Origin of the sequence: Pseudomonas fluorescens, from assembly GCF_902497745.1 — a bacterium.
Classification (GTDB): Bacteria; Pseudomonadota; Gammaproteobacteria; order Pseudomonadales; family Pseudomonadaceae; genus Aquipseudomonas; species Aquipseudomonas fluorescens_BM.
This window is the reverse complement of the sequence record NZ_CABVHJ010000004.1, coordinates 288,512-305,313: the sequence shown is the minus strand read 5'-3', so window position 1 is coordinate 305,313 and position 16,802 is coordinate 288,512. Positions and strand designations below refer to the sequence as shown.

At 60.2% G+C, this 16,802-nt stretch carries 17 protein-coding genes and 1 pseudogene; 11 read left to right on the top strand and 7 right to left on the bottom strand.

Going from position 1 to position 16,802, the window contains the following annotated elements:
- Positions 1–4: 4 nt before the first annotated feature.
- Entirely contained in the window at positions 5–427 is a 423-nt protein-coding gene (locus tag F8N44_RS08570) for a phasin family protein (RefSeq protein WP_150650009.1), read from the bottom strand.
- 249 nt (positions 428–676) lie between these two features.
- Positions 677–952 carry a polyhydroxyalkanoic acid system family protein gene (locus F8N44_RS08565; protein WP_077570393.1) on the bottom strand — a complete coding sequence of 92 codons (276 nt, stop codon included), beginning with the start codon at positions 950–952 and terminating at the stop codon, positions 677–679.
- Between the two features lie 166 nt (positions 953–1,118).
- Between F8N44_RS08565 and ubiE the strand changes: the two genes are divergently transcribed.
- From ubiE to F8N44_RS32155, 11 genes and pseudogenes are all read left to right on the top strand, one after another.
- Entirely contained in the window at positions 1,119–1,889 is a 771-nt protein-coding gene (gene ubiE, locus F8N44_RS08560) for a bifunctional demethylmenaquinone methyltransferase/2-methoxy-6-polyprenyl-1,4-benzoquinol methylase UbiE (RefSeq protein ID WP_008080626.1), read from the top strand.
- Positions 1,889–2,512: an SCP2 domain-containing protein gene (locus F8N44_RS08555; RefSeq protein ID WP_034152973.1), complete on the top strand. Its 624-nt coding sequence runs from the start codon at positions 1,889–1,891 to the stop codon at positions 2,510–2,512. Before ubiE ends, F8N44_RS08555 begins: the two co-directional genes overlap by 1 nt.
- Positions 2,509–4,113 carry a ubiquinone biosynthesis regulatory protein kinase UbiB gene (gene ubiB, locus F8N44_RS08550; RefSeq protein ID WP_150650008.1) on the top strand — a complete coding sequence of 535 codons (1,605 nt, stop codon included), beginning with the start codon at positions 2,509–2,511 and terminating at the stop codon, positions 4,111–4,113. The genes F8N44_RS08555 and ubiB overlap by 4 nt, the downstream gene beginning before the upstream one ends.
- An 81-nt stretch (positions 4,114–4,194) precedes the next feature.
- A complete protein-coding gene (gene hisI / locus F8N44_RS08545; protein ID WP_064117075.1) occupies positions 4,195–4,596 on the top strand; it encodes a phosphoribosyl-AMP cyclohydrolase in 402 nt (133 codons plus the stop codon).
- Positions 4,589–4,921, top strand: a complete 333-nt coding sequence (locus tag F8N44_RS08540; RefSeq protein ID WP_003220849.1) for a phosphoribosyl-ATP diphosphatase — start codon at positions 4,589–4,591, stop codon at positions 4,919–4,921. Before hisI ends, F8N44_RS08540 begins: the two co-directional genes overlap by 8 nt.
- Before the next feature lie 25 nt (positions 4,922–4,946).
- Entirely contained in the window at positions 4,947–5,228 is a 282-nt protein-coding gene (locus F8N44_RS08535) for a twin-arginine translocase TatA/TatE family subunit (protein ID WP_003220847.1), read from the top strand.
- 10 nt (positions 5,229–5,238) lie between these two features.
- Positions 5,239–5,706 carry a Sec-independent protein translocase protein TatB gene (gene tatB / locus F8N44_RS08530; protein ID WP_150650007.1) on the top strand — a complete coding sequence of 156 codons (468 nt, stop codon included), beginning with the start codon at positions 5,239–5,241 and terminating at the stop codon, positions 5,704–5,706.
- Complete coding sequence (gene tatC / locus F8N44_RS08525; RefSeq protein ID WP_007909342.1) at positions 5,703–6,494, top strand: twin-arginine translocase subunit TatC; 792 nt, start codon at positions 5,703–5,705, stop codon at positions 6,492–6,494. The genes tatB and tatC overlap by 4 nt, the downstream gene beginning before the upstream one ends.
- A complete protein-coding gene (locus F8N44_RS08520) occupies positions 6,491–7,198 on the top strand; it encodes a 16S rRNA (uracil(1498)-N(3))-methyltransferase (protein WP_150650006.1) in 708 nt (235 codons plus the stop codon). Before tatC ends, F8N44_RS08520 begins: the two co-directional genes overlap by 4 nt.
- 201 nt (positions 7,199–7,399) lie before the next feature.
- A pseudogene (locus F8N44_RS32160) lies at positions 7,400–8,461 on the top strand (methyl-accepting chemotaxis protein); the annotation flags it as partial.
- On the top strand, positions 8,444–9,316 hold the full coding sequence (locus tag F8N44_RS32155; RefSeq protein WP_371042266.1) for a methyl-accepting chemotaxis protein: 873 nt from the start codon (positions 8,444–8,446) through the stop codon (positions 9,314–9,316). The pseudogene F8N44_RS32160 and the gene F8N44_RS32155, both read left to right, overlap by 18 nt.
- Before the next feature lie 147 nt (positions 9,317–9,463).
- Here F8N44_RS32155 and F8N44_RS08510 read toward each other — a convergent pair whose 3' ends face one another.
- From F8N44_RS08510 to F8N44_RS08490, 5 genes are all read right to left on the bottom strand, one after another.
- Complete coding sequence (locus F8N44_RS08510) at positions 9,464–10,198, bottom strand: amino acid ABC transporter ATP-binding protein (protein WP_064388890.1); 735 nt, start codon at positions 10,196–10,198, stop codon at positions 9,464–9,466.
- Entirely contained in the window at positions 10,191–11,150 is a 960-nt protein-coding gene (locus F8N44_RS08505) for an amino acid ABC transporter permease (RefSeq protein ID WP_150650004.1), read from the bottom strand. The genes F8N44_RS08510 and F8N44_RS08505 overlap by 8 nt, the downstream gene beginning before the upstream one ends.
- A 129-nt stretch (positions 11,151–11,279) precedes the next feature.
- Complete coding sequence (locus tag F8N44_RS08500) at positions 11,280–12,077, bottom strand: transporter substrate-binding domain-containing protein (RefSeq protein WP_034152980.1); 798 nt, start codon at positions 12,075–12,077, stop codon at positions 11,280–11,282.
- A 358-nt stretch (positions 12,078–12,435) separates the two neighbouring features.
- On the bottom strand, positions 12,436–15,006 hold the full coding sequence (gene mdoH / locus F8N44_RS08495) for a glucans biosynthesis glucosyltransferase MdoH (protein WP_095120741.1): 2,571 nt from the start codon (positions 15,004–15,006) through the stop codon (positions 12,436–12,438).
- On the bottom strand, positions 14,999–16,783 hold the full coding sequence (locus F8N44_RS08490; protein ID WP_163004807.1) for a glucan biosynthesis protein G: 1,785 nt from the start codon (positions 16,781–16,783) through the stop codon (positions 14,999–15,001). Before F8N44_RS08490 ends, mdoH begins: the two co-directional genes overlap by 8 nt.
- Between the last annotated feature and the right edge of the window lie 19 nt (positions 16,784–16,802).

Here is a 16,802-nt window from a genome sequence, read left to right as displayed (position 1 = left end):
CTCCTTAAGATTTTCGCGCGACGCGTTCGAGCAATGCCGTCAGCTCATCGAGCTTAGCAGAGAGTGTCTCAACGTCATGTTTAGACGGAATGCCGATACGATTCAAGGCGCTTGCTACGCGGGTGTCGAATGCCTTCTCGACCTTGTCGAGCTGAACTTCGACGCGACCTTTGAAAGAACTCACTTCGCTCTTGGCTTCATCGATCTCGGCGTTGGCCGCTTCGAGTTTTTCGGTGACGGCTTTTTTGCCTTTCTTTTCAACACTTTGACCAGCCTTGACCAACTCTTGAAAGTAGTCGCTACCCTCTTGGCCGACCTTGGCGTAGGCACCCAGGCCTGCCAGCCAGATCTTGCGGGCATAGGATTTGACGTCGCTCAGAGCAGAAGTCGAAGCGTCGATTTTTTTCTTCAAAATTACTTTGGCCATGGTGCACCTCACGCGCAGAAGGTTTGAGGAACTGCCCGGGAAAGTGTCGGGCTCTGGCACAAAGTAGGCAGAAAAATTAGAAACGGCACCCTAACAACTGACATAAACAGAGGGAGCACCACAAAAAAAATGTGGGAGCGAGCCTGCTCGCGAAAACGGTGTATCAGTCAATATTCGAGTCGACTGACGCACCGCTTTCGCGAGCAGGCTCGCTCCCACAGGGGATCTCGGGTTACCGAAAAATCGCGATCAGACCAGCGCTTTGTCGAGGGCCTTCTCGATCTCGGCTTTGATCATGCCGCTCATGGCCGACATCATGATGCCCAGTTCCACGTCGACCTTGATCGAATCGTCCGCCACATGCACCGCGCCTTTCACGCCCGAGCGCTTGAGGTTCAGGGTGTCACCCGACCATTGCGGCTCCAGGCCATATTGTTCGGAGAGTTTTTGCGCCAGCTTGTCGGCCTTCTCGCGGGCGGCTTCCTTGCCCAGGTTGTGGGCACGCTCAACAGTGATTTTGGCCATTGATTGACTCCTGCTTTTTGAATGGGGCGAAAAAGATGTGTCGGTAAATCTTGACCGCCGCTGCGGCAAATCGTCCCGAAGGTTGCCCATCTTACCTTTAGCCATTCCAAGACAAAGCATGGCTTGGGGATTAGAATGTCGCGCATTCTCTTTTGGTGACAGCGATATGACTGATCAGCGCAAAGGCAGCGATGCCGAACCCACCACTCACTTCGGCTTCAAAAACGTTCCGGAAAGCCAGAAAGCGGAAAAAGTCGCTGAGGTTTTCCACTCGGTAGCCGCCAAGTACGACCTGATGAACGACCTTCTGTCGGGCGGCATGCACCGTCTGTGGAAGCGTTTCGCGATCGAACTGTCGGGCGTGCGCAGCGGTAACCGCGTGCTCGACATCGCCGGCGGTACCGGTGACCTGACCAAAAAATTCTCGCACCTGGTCGGCCCGACCGGTCAGGTGGTGTTGGCCGACATCAACGAGTCGATGCTCAAGGTCGGCCGTGATCGTCTGCTCGATCTGGGTGTCGCCGGCAACGTCGAATTCGTTCAGGCGGACGCGGAAAAACTGCCGTTCCCGGACAATCATTTCGATTGCGTGACCATCGCCTTCGGCCTGCGCAACGTGACACACAAAGAAGACGCCCTGCGCTCGATGCTGCGCGTGCTCAAGCCCGGCGGTCGTCTGTTGGTGCTGGAGTTCTCCAAGCCAACCAACGCGCTGATGTCGAAAGCCTACGACGCTTACTCGTTCGCCTTCATGCCGCTGATGGGCAAGCTGATCACCAATGACTCGGAAAGCTATCGCTACCTGGCCGAATCGATCCGCATGCACCCGAATCAGGAAACCCTGAAGTCGATGATGGTCGACGCCGGTTTCGACCGCGTGACCTATCACAACATGACCGCAGGCATCGTCGCCCTGCACCGTGGCATCAAGCCCTGATGTTGCTCACCGGGCTGCTCGCCAGCGTTGAACTCGGCCTCAACCGGGTGCTGCGTCTCGACAGCACGGCGCTGCCGCGGCTGGCGCATTTGACCGGCAAGGTGATTGCCGTCGACTGCCGCAGCCCGGCGCTGCAACTGTTCATCCTGCCGAGCGACGAAGGTTTGATGCTGGCCTCGCACTGGGAAACCGCTGTCGACTGCACCCTGCGCGCCCCGGCCTCGAGCCTGATCAAACTGGCCGTGAGCAAAGACAAGACCGCGGTGTTGCACGCCCCGGAAGTCGAGCTCGATGGCGACAGCGGCGTGCTGCTGGAGCTGGCCGGTGTGCTGCAGGATCTTGAGCTGGACTGGGAGTACGAACTCTCGCGCTGGCTCGGCCCGGTCGCCACGCAACTGGTCGGCGGCCATCTGCGCAGCCGCGCGCGCTGGTATCAACAAGGATTTGCCAGCCTCAACCAGAATCTCGCCGAATACCTCGCCGAAGAATCGCGCACCCTCGTCGGGCAGCGCGAAGCCGAAGCACGGTTCAGCGAACTGGACCGGATCAAACTTGATCTGGAACGTCTCGAGGCGCGTTTCGAGCGCCTTTCCCGATCCCTCGACCCAAGCGATAACGCATGAAGCTGCTCGCCGTCCGCCGTCTGCTGCGCATCCAGTCTGTCGTGATCCGCTACCGCCTCGATGACCTGCTGTTCGATCTGCCGCTGCCCTGGTTTCTCCTGGCGCTGCGCTATGTGCTGCCGTGGCGCTGGTTCCCGCGCAAGCCGCTGGAGCTGAACCGGGGCGCGCGTCTGCGCCTGGCGTTGCAGGATCTCGGGCCGATTTTCATCAAGTTCGGACAGATTCTCTCGACCCGCCGCGACCTGCTGCCGGAAGACATCGCCGATGAGCTGATGCTGTTGCAGGACCGCGTGCCGCCGTTCGATTCGCAGCTGTCGATCAAGCTGATCGAAGAACAGCTGGGCAAGAAAATCAGCGACGTGTTCAGCCGCTTCGATGTTGAACCACTGGCCTCGGCATCGGTGGCGCAGGTGCATGCCGCGCAGCTGAAAACCGGCGAAGAAGTCGTGGTCAAGGTGATCCGGCCGGGCCTGAAGCCGATCATCGCGCAGGATCTGGCGTGGCTGTTCATTCTTGCCCGCGCCGCCGAAAAGCTCTCGGCCGACGCGCGTCTGCTGCACCCGGTCGACGTGGTGCAGGACTACGAAAAAACCATCTACGACGAGCTCGATCTGCTGCGCGAGGCGGCCAACGCCAGCCAGTTGAAGCGTAACTTCGAAGGTTCGCCGCTGCTGTATGTGCCGCAAGTCTATTGGGACTGGTGCCGGCCGAAAGTGCTGGTGATGGAGCGCATCTACGGCATTCAGGTCACCGATCTGGCGACCCTCGCCGATCAGCGCACCGACATGAAAATGCTTGCCGAACGCGGTGTGGAGATCTTCTTCACCCAAGTGTTCCGCGACAGTTTCTTCCACGCCGACATGCACCCGGGCAACATTTTCGTCAGCACCGTCAATCCGTGGAGCCCGCAGTACATCGCGATCGACTGCGGCATCGTCGGCAGCCTGACCCCGGAAGATCAGGATTATCTGGCGCGCAACCTGTTCGCCTTCTTCAAGCGTGACTACCGTCGTGTGGCGCAACTGCACATCGACTCGGGCTGGGTGCCGGCGGAAACCAAACTCAACGAATTCGAAGCGGCAATCCGCACCGTGTGCGAACCGATCTTCGAAAAACCGTTAAAAGATATTTCATTTGGCCAGGTGCTGATGCGCCTGTTCCAGACCGCACGGCGCTTCAACATGGAAGTGCAGCCGCAACTTGTGCTGTTGCAAAAAACCTTGCTGAACATCGAAGGCCTCGGCCGCCAGTTGTATCCGGATCTGGATTTGTGGAACACCGCGCAGCCATTCCTCGAACGCTGGATGCGCGAGCGCGTCAGCCCGAAAGCCTTGCTGGGCAACGTGCAGAGCCAGTTCGAACAACTGCCGCACCTGGCCAACATGGCTCGTGATCTGCTCGAACGCATGTCGCAACCGCACGCCTATGACCCGCCGCCACCGTGGCACAAACGCAAGGACGACTGGTTCCTGCGCCTGCTCGGTTGCGCGCATCTGGCGGGCGGGGTGATCCTCGCCATCGGTGGCCCGCTGCACGAATTGGGGCATTGGCCGGCGGGAATCATGGTGGCAGTCGGCTTGTATCTGGTCGCTCGCCGATAGCCAGTTTCGTGATCGGCTGGCACACTGTTTCAATGCCTGAACCCGACTATTGAAGTGTGGGGTTCGCTGTCGGAGTCGAAAATGAACAACTGGCTGGACGAGATCAAGTGGGACGCTGATGGCCTGGTGCCGGCGATTGCCCAGGATCACAAGACCGGACGCGTGCTGATGATGGCCTGGATGAACCGCGAGGCGCTCGAACTGACCGCTGCGGAAAACCGTGCAATCTACTGGTCACGTTCCCGTGGCAAGCTGTGGCGCAAGGGCGAAGAGTCCGGCCATGTACAGACCTTGCATGAAATGCGTCTGGACTGTGACGCCGACGTGATCATCCTGATGGTTGAACAGATCGGCGACATCGCTTGCCATACCGGCCGTCAAAGCTGCTTTTACCGTGTCTTCGAAAACGGCGACTGGAAGACAGTCGACCCGGTCCTCAAAGATCCGCACGCAATCTATTCCGCAGGACACAAACATGAGTGACACCCTGACCCGCCTCGCTCAGGTACTTGAAGAGCGCAAAGGCGCAGCCGCCGACAGCTCCTATGTGGCTAGTCTGTATCACAAGGGTTTGAACAAGATTCTGGAGAAAGTCGGCGAAGAGTCGGTCGAAACCATTATTGCCGCCAAGGACGCCGCCATCAGCGGCGACTGCAGCGACGTGATCTACGAGACCGCCGACCTGTGGTTCCACAGCATGGTCATGCTCGCCCAACTGGGGCAGCATCCGCAGGCCGTGCTGGATGAACTGGACCGTCGCTTCGGCCTGTCCGGACACGTCGAGAAAGCCTCGCGTCCGTCCGCCTGAACAATTTTTAGAGAGGAACAGCAACATGGGCATTTTTGACTGGAAACACTGGATCGTCATTCTGGTTGTCGTGGTGCTGGTGTTCGGCACCAAGAAACTGAAAAACCTCGGCACCGACGTTGGCGAGTCGATCAAGGGCTTTCGCAAAGCCATGAACGACGACGAAAAACCGGCCGCTGATCCTACCGTGACGCCTGCACAGCCAGTGCCACCGGTGCAGCCGCAAGCCACCGCTCAGGCCAACCCGCCGCACACCATCGACGTGCAGGCGCAGAAAGTCGAAGAGCCGATCCGCAAAGACGTGTGAGCACTGACTAATGTTTGGTATCAGCTTCTCTGAACTGCTGCTCGTCGGCCTCGTGGCCCTGCTGGTGCTGGGCCCCGAGCGTCTGCCGGGCGCTGCGCGCACTGCTGGCCTGTGGGTCGGTCGGCTGAAGCGCAGCTTCAACGCGATCAAACAGGAAGTTGAACGTGAAATCGGTGCCGACGAGATCCGTCGGCAACTGCACAACGAGCACATTCTGTCGCTGGAGCAGGAGGCGCGGAAGATTTTCAGCCCGGTTCAGCAGGAACCGACGCCGGTTGAGCATGTGGGTCAGCAGACGATTCATGCGCCAACCGCGCCTGTTGCTGCACCTGCTCCGACACCTGCACCTGCTGCCGTTGTAACGCCGGCAGTACCGGCGGTCGCGCCTGCAGAAACTTCGGTTGAATATGTATCTCCAACCGCCGCGCCGATCCAACCAGCGCCTCACGACCCAACATTGCCGCCGCGAGCCCCATGAGCGATCTCCCCGAAAACGACCAGCACATGCCGCTGGTTTCGCACCTCACCGAGTTGCGCACCCGCCTGCTGCGTTGTGTGGCGGCGATCTTCATCATCTTCGCCGGGCTGTTCGCGTTCACCCAGCAGATCTACACCTTCGTCTCGACGCCGCTGCGCCAGTACCTGCCGGTCGGCGCGACGATGATCGCCACCGATGTGTCGTCGCCGTTCCTGACACCGCTGAAGCTGACGATGATGGTCTCGCTGTTCCTCGCGATACCGGTGATCCTGCATCAGATCTGGGGCTTTATCGCGCCGGGCCTGTACAAGCATGAGAAACGCATCGCAGTGCCGCTGCTGGTGTCGAGCATTCTGCTGTTCTACACCGGCATGGCGTTCGCCTATTACTTCGTGTTCCCGCTGATCTTCAAGTTCTTCGCCGCGGCCACCCCGGCCGGCGTGGAAATGATGACCGACATCGCCAGTTACCTCGATTTCGTCATGACGCTGTTCTTCGCTTTCGGCGTGGCGTTCGAGATCCCGGTCGCCGTGGTGCTGCTGGTGTGGATCGGCGTGGTCGACGTCGCCTACCTGAAGAAGATCCGCCCATACGTGATCATCGGCTGCTTCGTGGTCGGCATGATCCTGACGCCGCCGGACATCTTCTCGCAGACCCTGCTGGCCGTGCCGATGTGGATGCTGTTTGAAATCGGCATTCTGTTCGGTGGTTTGATCAGCAAGCGCGAACGCCCGGACGAGAACCCGGCCGACGACCACAACGACCAGCCGCCAGCGACCCAGGCATGAACCTGCTGTTGCTCGAAGAGGCCGATTTCATTGCGGCCGACCGCGTGGTGCTGCGTGATCGGCGCTTGACGCACATGCAGGAAGTTCATCGTTCGGAAGTCGGTGACAGCTTGCGCGTCGGGCGCATCAACGGGCTGATGGGTTCGGCTGAGTTGCTCCGACTGGAAACAGGCGAAGCTGAGCTGCGCGTCACTCTCGATCAGCCGCCACCGGCCAAACTACCATTGACCCTCGTGCTGGCGCTGCCGCGTCCGAAAATGCTCCGCCGAGTATTTCAGACCGTGGCGACCATGGGCGTGTCCAATGTGATTCTGGTCAACAGCTATCGGGTCGAAAAAAGCTTCTGGCAGACGCCTTTTCTTGAGCCTGAGGCGATTCGCGAAAATTTGATCCTCGGCCTCGAACAGGCCCGCGACACCGTGCTGCCGGAAATCATCATCGAGAAGCGCTTCAAGCCGTTTGTTGAAGATCGGCTGCCGGCGATTACCGAAGGCACCCTCGGTCTGGTCGGCCATCCCGGTAACTATCCGCCGTGCCCACGCGCCCTCAACGAACCCGTGACCCTGGCCATCGGCCCTGAAGGCGGCTGGATTCCCTACGAAATCGATCTGCTGGCCAAGTCCGGCCTGCAACCGGTGCAACTCGGCGAACGCATCCTGCGTGTCGAAACCGCCGTCACTGCCCTACTCGCCCGGCTCTTCTAACCAAACACCGCTCCCCTGTGGAGCTGCCGAAGGCTGCGATCTTTTGATGTTGTTTTAGAAGCAAGATCAAAAGATCGCAGCCTTCGGCAGCTCCTACATTTGCACTGTGCGGGGCCGGCGGATAAATGGCGTTACAGATTGCCATCATTCGGCCGATACCTTCTCCATAAGTCCAATTAGTGGTCCGAAGGGAGTGGTGGCATGTACCGTTGGTTAGCCGAGAGTCTTGGAAACGTCAGCGTCAAACGCAAGCTGGGTATCGGTTTCGGCCTGGTGTTGTTGCTGACACTGTTGATCACCTTCACCGGCTGGACCGGCATGAGCGGCATCATCAGCCGCGGTGACAAACTCGGCTTTATCTCCAGCCTCAACGAGCTGACCAAGGACCTGCGCCTCGCGCGTCTGGACTACGAAGCACGCCGCGGCGAACAAGGTCCTGGCGCGGTCACCGATCTGCTCAACAAACTCGACAGCGGCCTGCAAACCGCGCGCAGCCTGATTGAACAGCCGTCCGACGCGGCGATGGTCGATCAACAACTGGCCGCCGTTACGGAATACAAACGCGCCTTTGCCGACATGACCCAGGCCACCGTGCAGCGCGAAGACGCCCGCAGCAAGCTCGGCGCCAGCGCCGACAATGCCGTGGCGAAAGTCGCGGAGGTGGAAAAATCCATGCTGGCGGGTGACAGCGTCGCGCAATTCAACAGTGTGATCGAGCTGAGCAAACTGCTGCAGCAAGCACGCTACCAAGTGCGCGGCTACACCTACAGCGGCAAGGCCGAAGCCGAGCAACCGGCGCTCGACGCCATCGACAACGCCCTGAAAAACCTCGACAGCCTGCCGGCAAAACTGCCGGAACAGCACATCGCCAACCTGCAACAGGCTACTGACTCGATCAAAGCCTATCGCGCGGCCGTTGCGCAGTTCCGTGACTCGCAGGTCAACAACGCCAAGGCCGCCGCGCGCATGTCGACGCAGGGCGACATCCTCATCGACGTCAGCAAGAAACTCACCGAATCGCAAACCATCGTGCGCGACACCGACGCCGCTCACGCCAAGAACATGCTGATCATCGCCACTCTACTTGCCGTGGCGTTCGGTCTGCTCGCCGCTTGGGCGATCACTCGCCAGATCATCATCCCGCTGAACCAGACCTTGAAAGTCGCCGAGCGCGTTGCCGCCGGCGACCTGACCCACAATCTGGTGTCCTTGCGCCGCGACGAACTCGGCCAGTTGCAGCGTTCGATGCAGAGCATGACCCAAGGCCTGCGTGAACTGGTCGGCGGGATCAGCGACGGCGTCACCCAGATCGCCAGCGCCGCCGAAGAACTCTCCGCCGTGACCGAGCAGACCAGCGCCGGGGTCAACAATCAGAAAATCGAGACCGATCAGGTCGCCACCGCCATGAACGAAATGGCCGCCACCGTGCAGGAAGTCGCGCGCAACGCCGAGGAAGCGTCTGAAGCTGCCGTGGCTGCCGACCAACAAGCCCGCGAAGGCGACAAAGTCGTCGGCGAAGCCATCGCGCAGATCGAGCGTCTGGCGCTTGAAGTCGGCCACTCCACCGAGGCCATGGGCGAACTGAAGCGCGAAAGCGACAAGATCGGCAGCGTCCTCGACGTGATCAAATCCGTGGCCCAGCAAACCAACCTGCTGGCCCTCAACGCGGCCATCGAGGCTGCGCGTGCCGGTGAAGCCGGACGCGGCTTCGCCGTGGTGGCCGATGAAGTACGCAGCCTCGCGCAGCGCACGCAGAAGTCCACCGAAGAGATCGAAGAGCTGATCGTCGGCCTGCAGAACGGCACCCAGCAAGTGGCAACGATCATGGACAACAGCCGCACCCTCACCGACAGCAGCGTTGAGCTGACCCGTCGCGCAGGCGGTTCACTGGAAAGCATCACCCGCACCGTGTCGGCGATTCAGGCGATGAACCAACAGATTGCGGCAGCGGCCGAGCAGCAAAGCGCGGTAGCTGAAGAGATCAACCGGAGCGTGCTGAATGTGCGGGATGTGTCGGATCAGACGTCGGCGGCGAGTGAAGAGACGGCGGCTTCCAGCGTTGAGCTGGCGCGCTTGGGCACTCACTTGCAGATGCTGGTGGGGCGCTTCAAGGTTTGAGGTGATTCATCCACCTCGGTTCGCTGTGAACCGAGGTGATGCCATTCGCGAGCAGGCTCGCTCCCACATTGGGCCGCGTCCGCTTGGACAACTCGGTCAACTGTGGGAGCGAGCCTGCTCGCGAAGGCGTCCTGAGAGACGCTGAAATTACAAGACCTGACGCAAGAAGGCCTGAGCGCGCGGATCCTTCGGTGCATCAAAGAACTCAGCCGGTGCGGCATCTTCCAGCAGCTTGCCGTGATCGAAGAACAACACCCGATCCGCCACTTCCCGGGCAAAACCCATTTCGTGGGTGACGCAGACCATGGTCATGCCTTCCACAGCCAGGTTCTTCATCACGTCCAGCACCTCACCGACCATTTCCGGGTCGAGCGCCGAGGTCGGCTCATCGAACAACATCACCTTAGGTTCCATCGCCAGCGCCCGGGCAATCGCCACGCGCTGTTGCTGACCGCCGGACAGGCGTGACGGAAACTCGTTAGCCTTCTGTGCAATCCCGACCTTTTTCAGCAACTCCATCGCCTTGGCTTCGCGCTCTTTCTTGCCGCGCTTGCGCACGACCTTCTGCGCCAGACAAAGGTTTTCCAGCACGGTCATGTGCGGGAACAGGTTGAAATGCTGGAACACCATGCCAACTTCACGGCGGTAGGCGTTGACGTCGGTTTTCGGGTCGGCCAGTTGCAGACCGTCGATGCTCACCGAGCCCGAGTCAAACTCCTCCAGGCCATTGAGGCAGCGCAGGAAGGTCGACTTGCCGGAACCCGAAGGGCCGATGACCACCAGCACTTCGCCCTTGGCCACCGTGGTGCTGACGTTATCCACCGCACGCACCACTTGCCCACGGGTGTCGAAGACTTTTACCAGATCGCGGACTTCAATCACTTTGCGCGAGCCTCCGCTCAAGCCGGCTGGCGATTTTCGACAGCGGCAGGTTGATCAACAGGTACAGACCGGCGACGCAGAACAGGATTTCGAACGGCGAGAACGATGTGGTGATGACTTCACGGCCACTTTTCAGCAGCTCGGTGATGGCAATCACCGACACCAGCGAGGTGTCCTTGACCAGACTGATGAACTGCCCGGCCAACGGCGGCAGCACGCGTTTGAACGCTTGTGGCAGCACCACGTGACGCATCGACTGACCAGCGCTCAAGCCGAGGGAGCGCGCCGCTTCGTTCTGGCCACGGGCAATCGACTGCACGCCGGAACGGATGATTTCCGCCACATACGCGCCGGTAAACAGCGACAGCGCGGCGATCCCGGCGAATTCGCGGGACAGGTTCATCACCGTACCGATGAAGAAGTAGAAAATGAAGATCTGCACCAGCAATGGTGTGCCGCGCACCAGTTCGACATAGATCGTCGAGAGGTCGCGCAGGGTCGGGTTGTTCGACAGCCGGCAGAGGCCGGTGACCAGACCGATCAGCAAACCCAGGATGCCGGAAACGACTGACAACCAAAGCGTGGTCCATAGGCCCCACAACAGCGGCCCTGCCGCCCAATGCCGGGTCACGCCCACGACGTCGCCTTCGGCCACATCGTCGCCCTGAGCGAATTGCAGGCTGTTCTCGTCGACGGTCAGGTGCTGCTCGTCACCGGCGTCATTGCGCAGGGTGACTTGCGCGCTGCTGCCCTTGCGCACCAGTTCGGTGACGGTGGAAATGTCAGTGGCACGCTGGGTTTCTTCAGCCTGATAGGCGAAGTACTGCGGCACGCGGTTCCAGCGCCATTCGTAGGACATCAGCGACGTCGCGTAATACAACGCGCCCGCCAGGCCGACCAGCACCAGCACGGTGAGGACGTGCCAGGGCCATTGGGCTTTTTTATGTTTCATTGCAGGTTCCGGATTTTGTGTTGCTCTGGAGGGCCTCTTCGCGAGCAAGCTCGCTCCCACATTGGAATGCATTCCTCTGTGGGAGCGAGCTTGATCGCGAATGGGGCGACTCGGTCTATCTGACCGGGCTTATTCCATGTCCTTGAGCCACTCGGTGCTCTTGAACCACTTGTCATGGATGCGATCGTAGGTGCCGTCTTCGTGGATCTGGTGCAGGAAGTTGTTGATGAAGTTGAGGCTGTCGTAGTCACCCTTCTTCAGACCGAAAGCCAGTGGCTCGTAGGTGAACGGCTTGTCGAGGAACACCAGTTTGCCGGCGCCGACCTTGGTCACCGCAACAACGTTGTACGGCGCGTCGTAGATAAAGGCGTCAGCCTTGCCGTTGACCACGTCCAGTACAGCTTCCTGCTCGTTGTCGTAGCCGTGGTACTTGGCTTTGGAGATCAGCTTCTTGGCGACCATTTCGCCGGTGGTGCCGAGCTTGGAGGTGATGCGGTAGTCGGCAGTGTTCAGGTCTTTGTAGGACTTGATGGTGCCTTCCAGCTCCTTGCGGATCAGCAGGGTCTGGCCGACAACGATGAACGGTTCGCTGAAGTTCAGGCGCAGGTTGCGTTCCTGAGTCAGGGTCATGCCGCTGCCGATCATGTCGAACTTGTCGGTCATCAGCGCCGGGATGATGCCGTCGTAACCGGTAGAAACCAGTTCCAGTTTGACGCCCATGGCCTTGGACATGGCTTTGAGGATGTCGACTTCGAAACCGATGATTTCGCCGCGCTTATTGGTCATTTCGAACGGCATGTAGGTCGGATCCATCCCGACTTTCAACGTGCCGCGCTTGACCGCGTCATCGATTGCGCCAGCCTGCGCCGCATTGACTGCAACCAGTGCCGTGACGCCGACCAGCAGCATCGACAGATACTTCTTCATCTTCAAGTCCCCAAAACCATTGCGTGTGCGGCGCGAAAACCAACAGTGACGGGCAAAAAAGCCCGGGTGCGCCAATTCGGGGACGGATGCTAACGCACTCGTTTTTTTGCACAAGGTTTAATGGACGATTTGTTTAACAATCAAGAGCTACCCCCTCACCCCAACCCTCTCCCCCAAGGGGGCGAGGGGGAAAGGGAGCCGATCTTCATGCTGTTCAAATCCGAGTTCGACTAGATATTTCAGGCCGGTGTAACTCGAATATTCAACGCGGTCGGTCCCCTCTCCCTCTGGGAGAGGGCTAGGGTGAGGGGCTTTTCAGCGCCATAAAAAAACCCCGCATTATCGCGGGGTTTCTTCATCAGGCCGGCTGCGCCTGCAAGCTCACCGGTCGCAACGGCAGCAACGGTGCATGCGGATCGGCCTTCACCGACGCCCGCCACGCATCCAGCCACTCGGCGTGACCTTCGGCCCAGACCTGCTCATGCAGACGTGCCAGGGCAACAGGATCGCTCAGCAGTTGCAGACGATCATGGTTGTTCAGCCCGGCCGGGCCAACCTTGATCGCGTGACGCACACGTTCCTGACGCAGCCACTCGATCGGCTCGGCCTGACCGTGACGCGAGGTCGCCAGCGAGCACGCCAAAGCGTTCTGCTGTGGGTCGACCACCGCGCGGACGAAGCCGTCGTTGAGGGCGTGGTAACGGTTTTCGTGGGTGTACTGATCGGTCGCCAGCAGCGCCTGTGGCGGATTGTATTCCTCAGGGATGAGGAACAGGCTCTCGTCACGGGACTTCAGACCCAGACCGACACGGCTGGAGATCACCGATACCGGGATCGACAGCATCAGCGAACCGACAATCGGCACCAGCCACCAGAGGAAGCTCGGATTCAGCCAGATCACCAGCAGCGCCCAGCAGAAACCCAGCAGGGTCTGCGGGCCGTGGCGTTTGACCGCTTCGCTCCAAGGCGTCGAGTCGTCGTCACGCTGTGGCGAGTTCCAGGTCGCGGCCCAGCCGAGGAACGCGGCGAGGACGAAACGGGTGTGGAAAATCATCCGCACCGGCGCCAGCAGCATGGAGAACAACATCTCCAGCAGCATCGACAGGGTCACTTTGAACTTGCCGCCGAACTCTTTCGCGCCCTTGGCCCAGATCAGGATGATGCTCAACAGTTTCGGCAGGAACAGCAGCACGATGGTCGTCGAGAACAGCGCGATCGCCTTGTCCGGGTGCCATTGTGGCCATAGCGGATAGAGCTGACGCGGTTCCAGGAAGTACTGCGGCTCCATCAGCGTGTTCACCGCCAGCAGCGCGGTCGACAACACCAGGAAGAAGAACCACAACGGCGCCGACAGGTACGACATCACGCCGGTCAGGAACACCGCGCGGTGCACCGGGTGCATACCTTTGACCAGGAACAGACGGAAGTTCATCAGGTTACCGTGGCACCAGCGACGGTCACGCTTGAGTTCGTCGAGCAGGTTCGGCGGCAGTTCTTCGTAACTGCCCGGCAAGTCGTAGGCAATCCACACGCCCCAACCGGCACGACGCATCAGCGCGGCTTCAACGAAGTCGTGAGACAGAATCGCACCGGAGAACGCACCTTTGCCCGGCAACGGCGCCAGGGCGCAGTGGTCGATAAACGGCTTCATGCGGATGATCGCGTTGTGACCCCAGTAGTGGGATTCACCCAACTGCCAGAAGTGCAGACCGGCGGTAAACAGCGGGCCGTACACGCGGGTCGCAAACTGCTGCATGCGTGCGTAAAGAGTGTCCATACCCGACGCACGCGGCGCGGTCTGGATGATCCCGGCGTCCGGCGTGGCTTCCATCAAGCGCACCAGACTGGTCAGGCACTCGCCGCTCATCACCGAGTCGGCGTCGAGAACGACCATGTATTTATAGTCACCGCCCCAACGACGGCAGAAGTCGTCGAGGTTGCCGCTTTTACGTTTGACGCGACGGCGGCGGCGGCGATAGAAGATCTTGCCGAAGCCCTTGGCTTCGCGGCAGACATCCAGCCAGGCCTGTTGCTCGGCGACGCAGATGTCGGTGTCGTTACTGTCGCTGAGAACGAAGAAGTCGAAACGATCCAGATCTCCGGTGGCAGCGACCGACTCGAACGTCGCCCGCAGACCGGCGAACACGCGCGGTACGTCTTCGTTGCAGATCGGCATGACCAGCGCGGTACGCGCGTCTTTGGCAATCGGCTCGTTGCCGGCGCTTTTGCCGGAGATACGGTATTTATCGTGACCGGTGAGCAACTCGAGGAAGCCCATCAACGCGGTCCAGAAACCGGCCGATACCCAGCAGAACAGAATCCCGAACAGAATCAGAATGCTGGTTTGCAGCGCATACGGCAGCACTTGCGTGGCGGTTTGCAGCAGCGGCTGGTGCAGGACTTCTTCGAGATCGACGAACGACCAGCCCTGGTACGGCATGATGCCTTTCATGTACCAGCCGGCGACGATGGTCTGGCCAAGCATCAGCAGCAACAGAATGTAGCGACGGATCGAACCAACGGTGCGCCAGCGCGCGGCCGGCAAGACGTTTTCGTCCTTCGGCGGCTGCGGCGGGTTGGTGCGACCGGTCATGCGGCGCCAGCCACGCACCAGAATATTGGTGCGCCATGGCTCCGGCACGACCTTGGTCCTACGGATCGGCGGCGTGGCCTTCATGCTGACGCGGCCACTGGCGTCGAGCACCAGCATCTCCGCGTCTTCAAGTTCTTCGGCGGTGCTCAGGGTCAGGCGCTTGCCCACCGAGGCCTGGGCGGCCTCGGCAGGGGCGTCGAACGTCGAGGACGACAGGCGTTCATGCAACTCGCTGAACGACTGGCAGCCCGCGAGTTCCGCGCGCTGCTCGTCGGTCATCGGCAGATGCGCCAGATACTCGGACAGAGTCTCTGGCTGTACTTGAGAGTTACTCATCGGCAGGCAACTGATAGCTCCAGGTCTCGGTCAGGACTTCTTCAGTCGGCGCCGATTCCGGTGTGGCTGGGGCCGCGTCGGCAGCAACTGGCTGCTTGGCGTCTTTGTTGGCCTTGTCCTTGGCATCTGCAGCTGGCTTGGCGTCGGCCTGTTTAGCCTCGGCGGCCTTGGCTTCCTTGTCGATTTTCTCTTGTTGCTTGGCGGCAACCTTGTCGGCCTTGGCAACGGACGAGTTGGACGCCGGCACCGAAGACTTGGCCAGATCAGCCGTGACGATTGGCTGCACCAGGGCAGCACGCATCTCGGTCGACTTGCTCGCGTCCTTGATTTTCATCCGCAGGGTCAAGCGCCAGCCCTTGGTTTCCGGGTTGTAGCGCACGCTGTTTTCAACCAGTTCGGCGTTGTCGCCGACGCTGACCTGACTGCGCACGTCGGCATCCGGTGCCAGAGCAGCCAGCGATGGACCTTCGAAGTCGACCAGGTAAGCAACGCTGCCATCCGGCTGACGGATCAGGTTCGATTGCTTGACGTCACCGGTCGAACGCAGAGTCTGCGATACCCAGGCGCTGTCCGGCGCGTGAATCGCCGCTTCGTCCATGGTCCAGTGCATACGGTAGGCGAAGTCCAGTGGCTGGCCCGGCTCCGGCATTTTTTCCGGGCTCCAGAACGCAACGATGTTGTCGTTGGTTTCGTCGGCGGTCGGAATCTCTACCAGATCAACGGTGCCCTTGCCCCACTCGCCCTTCGGCTCGATCCAGGCGCTTGGGCGCTTGTCGTAGCGGTCGTCGAGGTCTTCGTAATGGCTGAAGTCGCGACCACGTTGCAGCAGACCGAAACCGCGCGGGTTCTCGATGCTGAAGTTGCTCACGGCCAGGTGTTTCGGGTTATTCAGCGGGCGCCAGATCCACTCGCCATTGCCGGCATGGATCGACAGACCGCTGGAGTCGTGCAGTTCACGACGGTAGTTGAGGACTTTCGACGGCTGGTTGGCGCCGAACAGGAACATGCTGGTCAGTGGCGCGATGCCCAGTTTGCCGACCTTGTCACGCAGGAACATCTGCGCTTTGACGTCGACAATGGTGTCGCTGCCCGGACGCAGGATCAGACGGTAGGCACCGGTAGCGCGCGGCGAATCCAGCAGAGCGAAGATCACCAGGTGCTTGTCGCCCGGCTTCGGCTGTTGAATCCAGAACTCGCGGAAACGCGGGAATTCTTCGCCCGACGGCAGCGCGGTATCAATCGCCAGACCACGGGCCGAGAGGCCGTAGGTGTGGCCCTTGCCGACAACGCGGAAGTAACTCGCGCCGAGCATGGTCATGATTTCGTCTTGCTTGTCGGCCTTGTTGATCGGGTACAGCACACGGAAACCGGCATAACCCAGTTGTTCGGTGGCTTTCGGATCGAATTTCAGGTCGCCGAAATCGAAGCGCGTCGGATCATATTTGATCTCTTCGACGGTGTTCGCCGTGATTTCGTTGATTTTCACCGGCGTATCGAAGTGCATACCCTGGTGATAGAAGGACAGTTTGAATGGGGTCTTCTGATCAGCCCACTCAGCCTTTTCGGTGAGGAAGCGGATTTTCTGATAGTCCGCGAACTTCATATCGCGGAATTCGTTCGGCAGGTTGCTGCGCGGGGCTTCGAACTTCTGCCCTGCCAGTTCTTTAGCCTTCGCCGATACATCGTCAAGATTGAACGCCCAAAGCTGGCCGGCGCTGAGCAGGCACAGGAGCGCCGAACCCGCTACCAGGGCACTTCGCATGCGTTTGGCAGACATTTTTGCTGCATTACAGGGA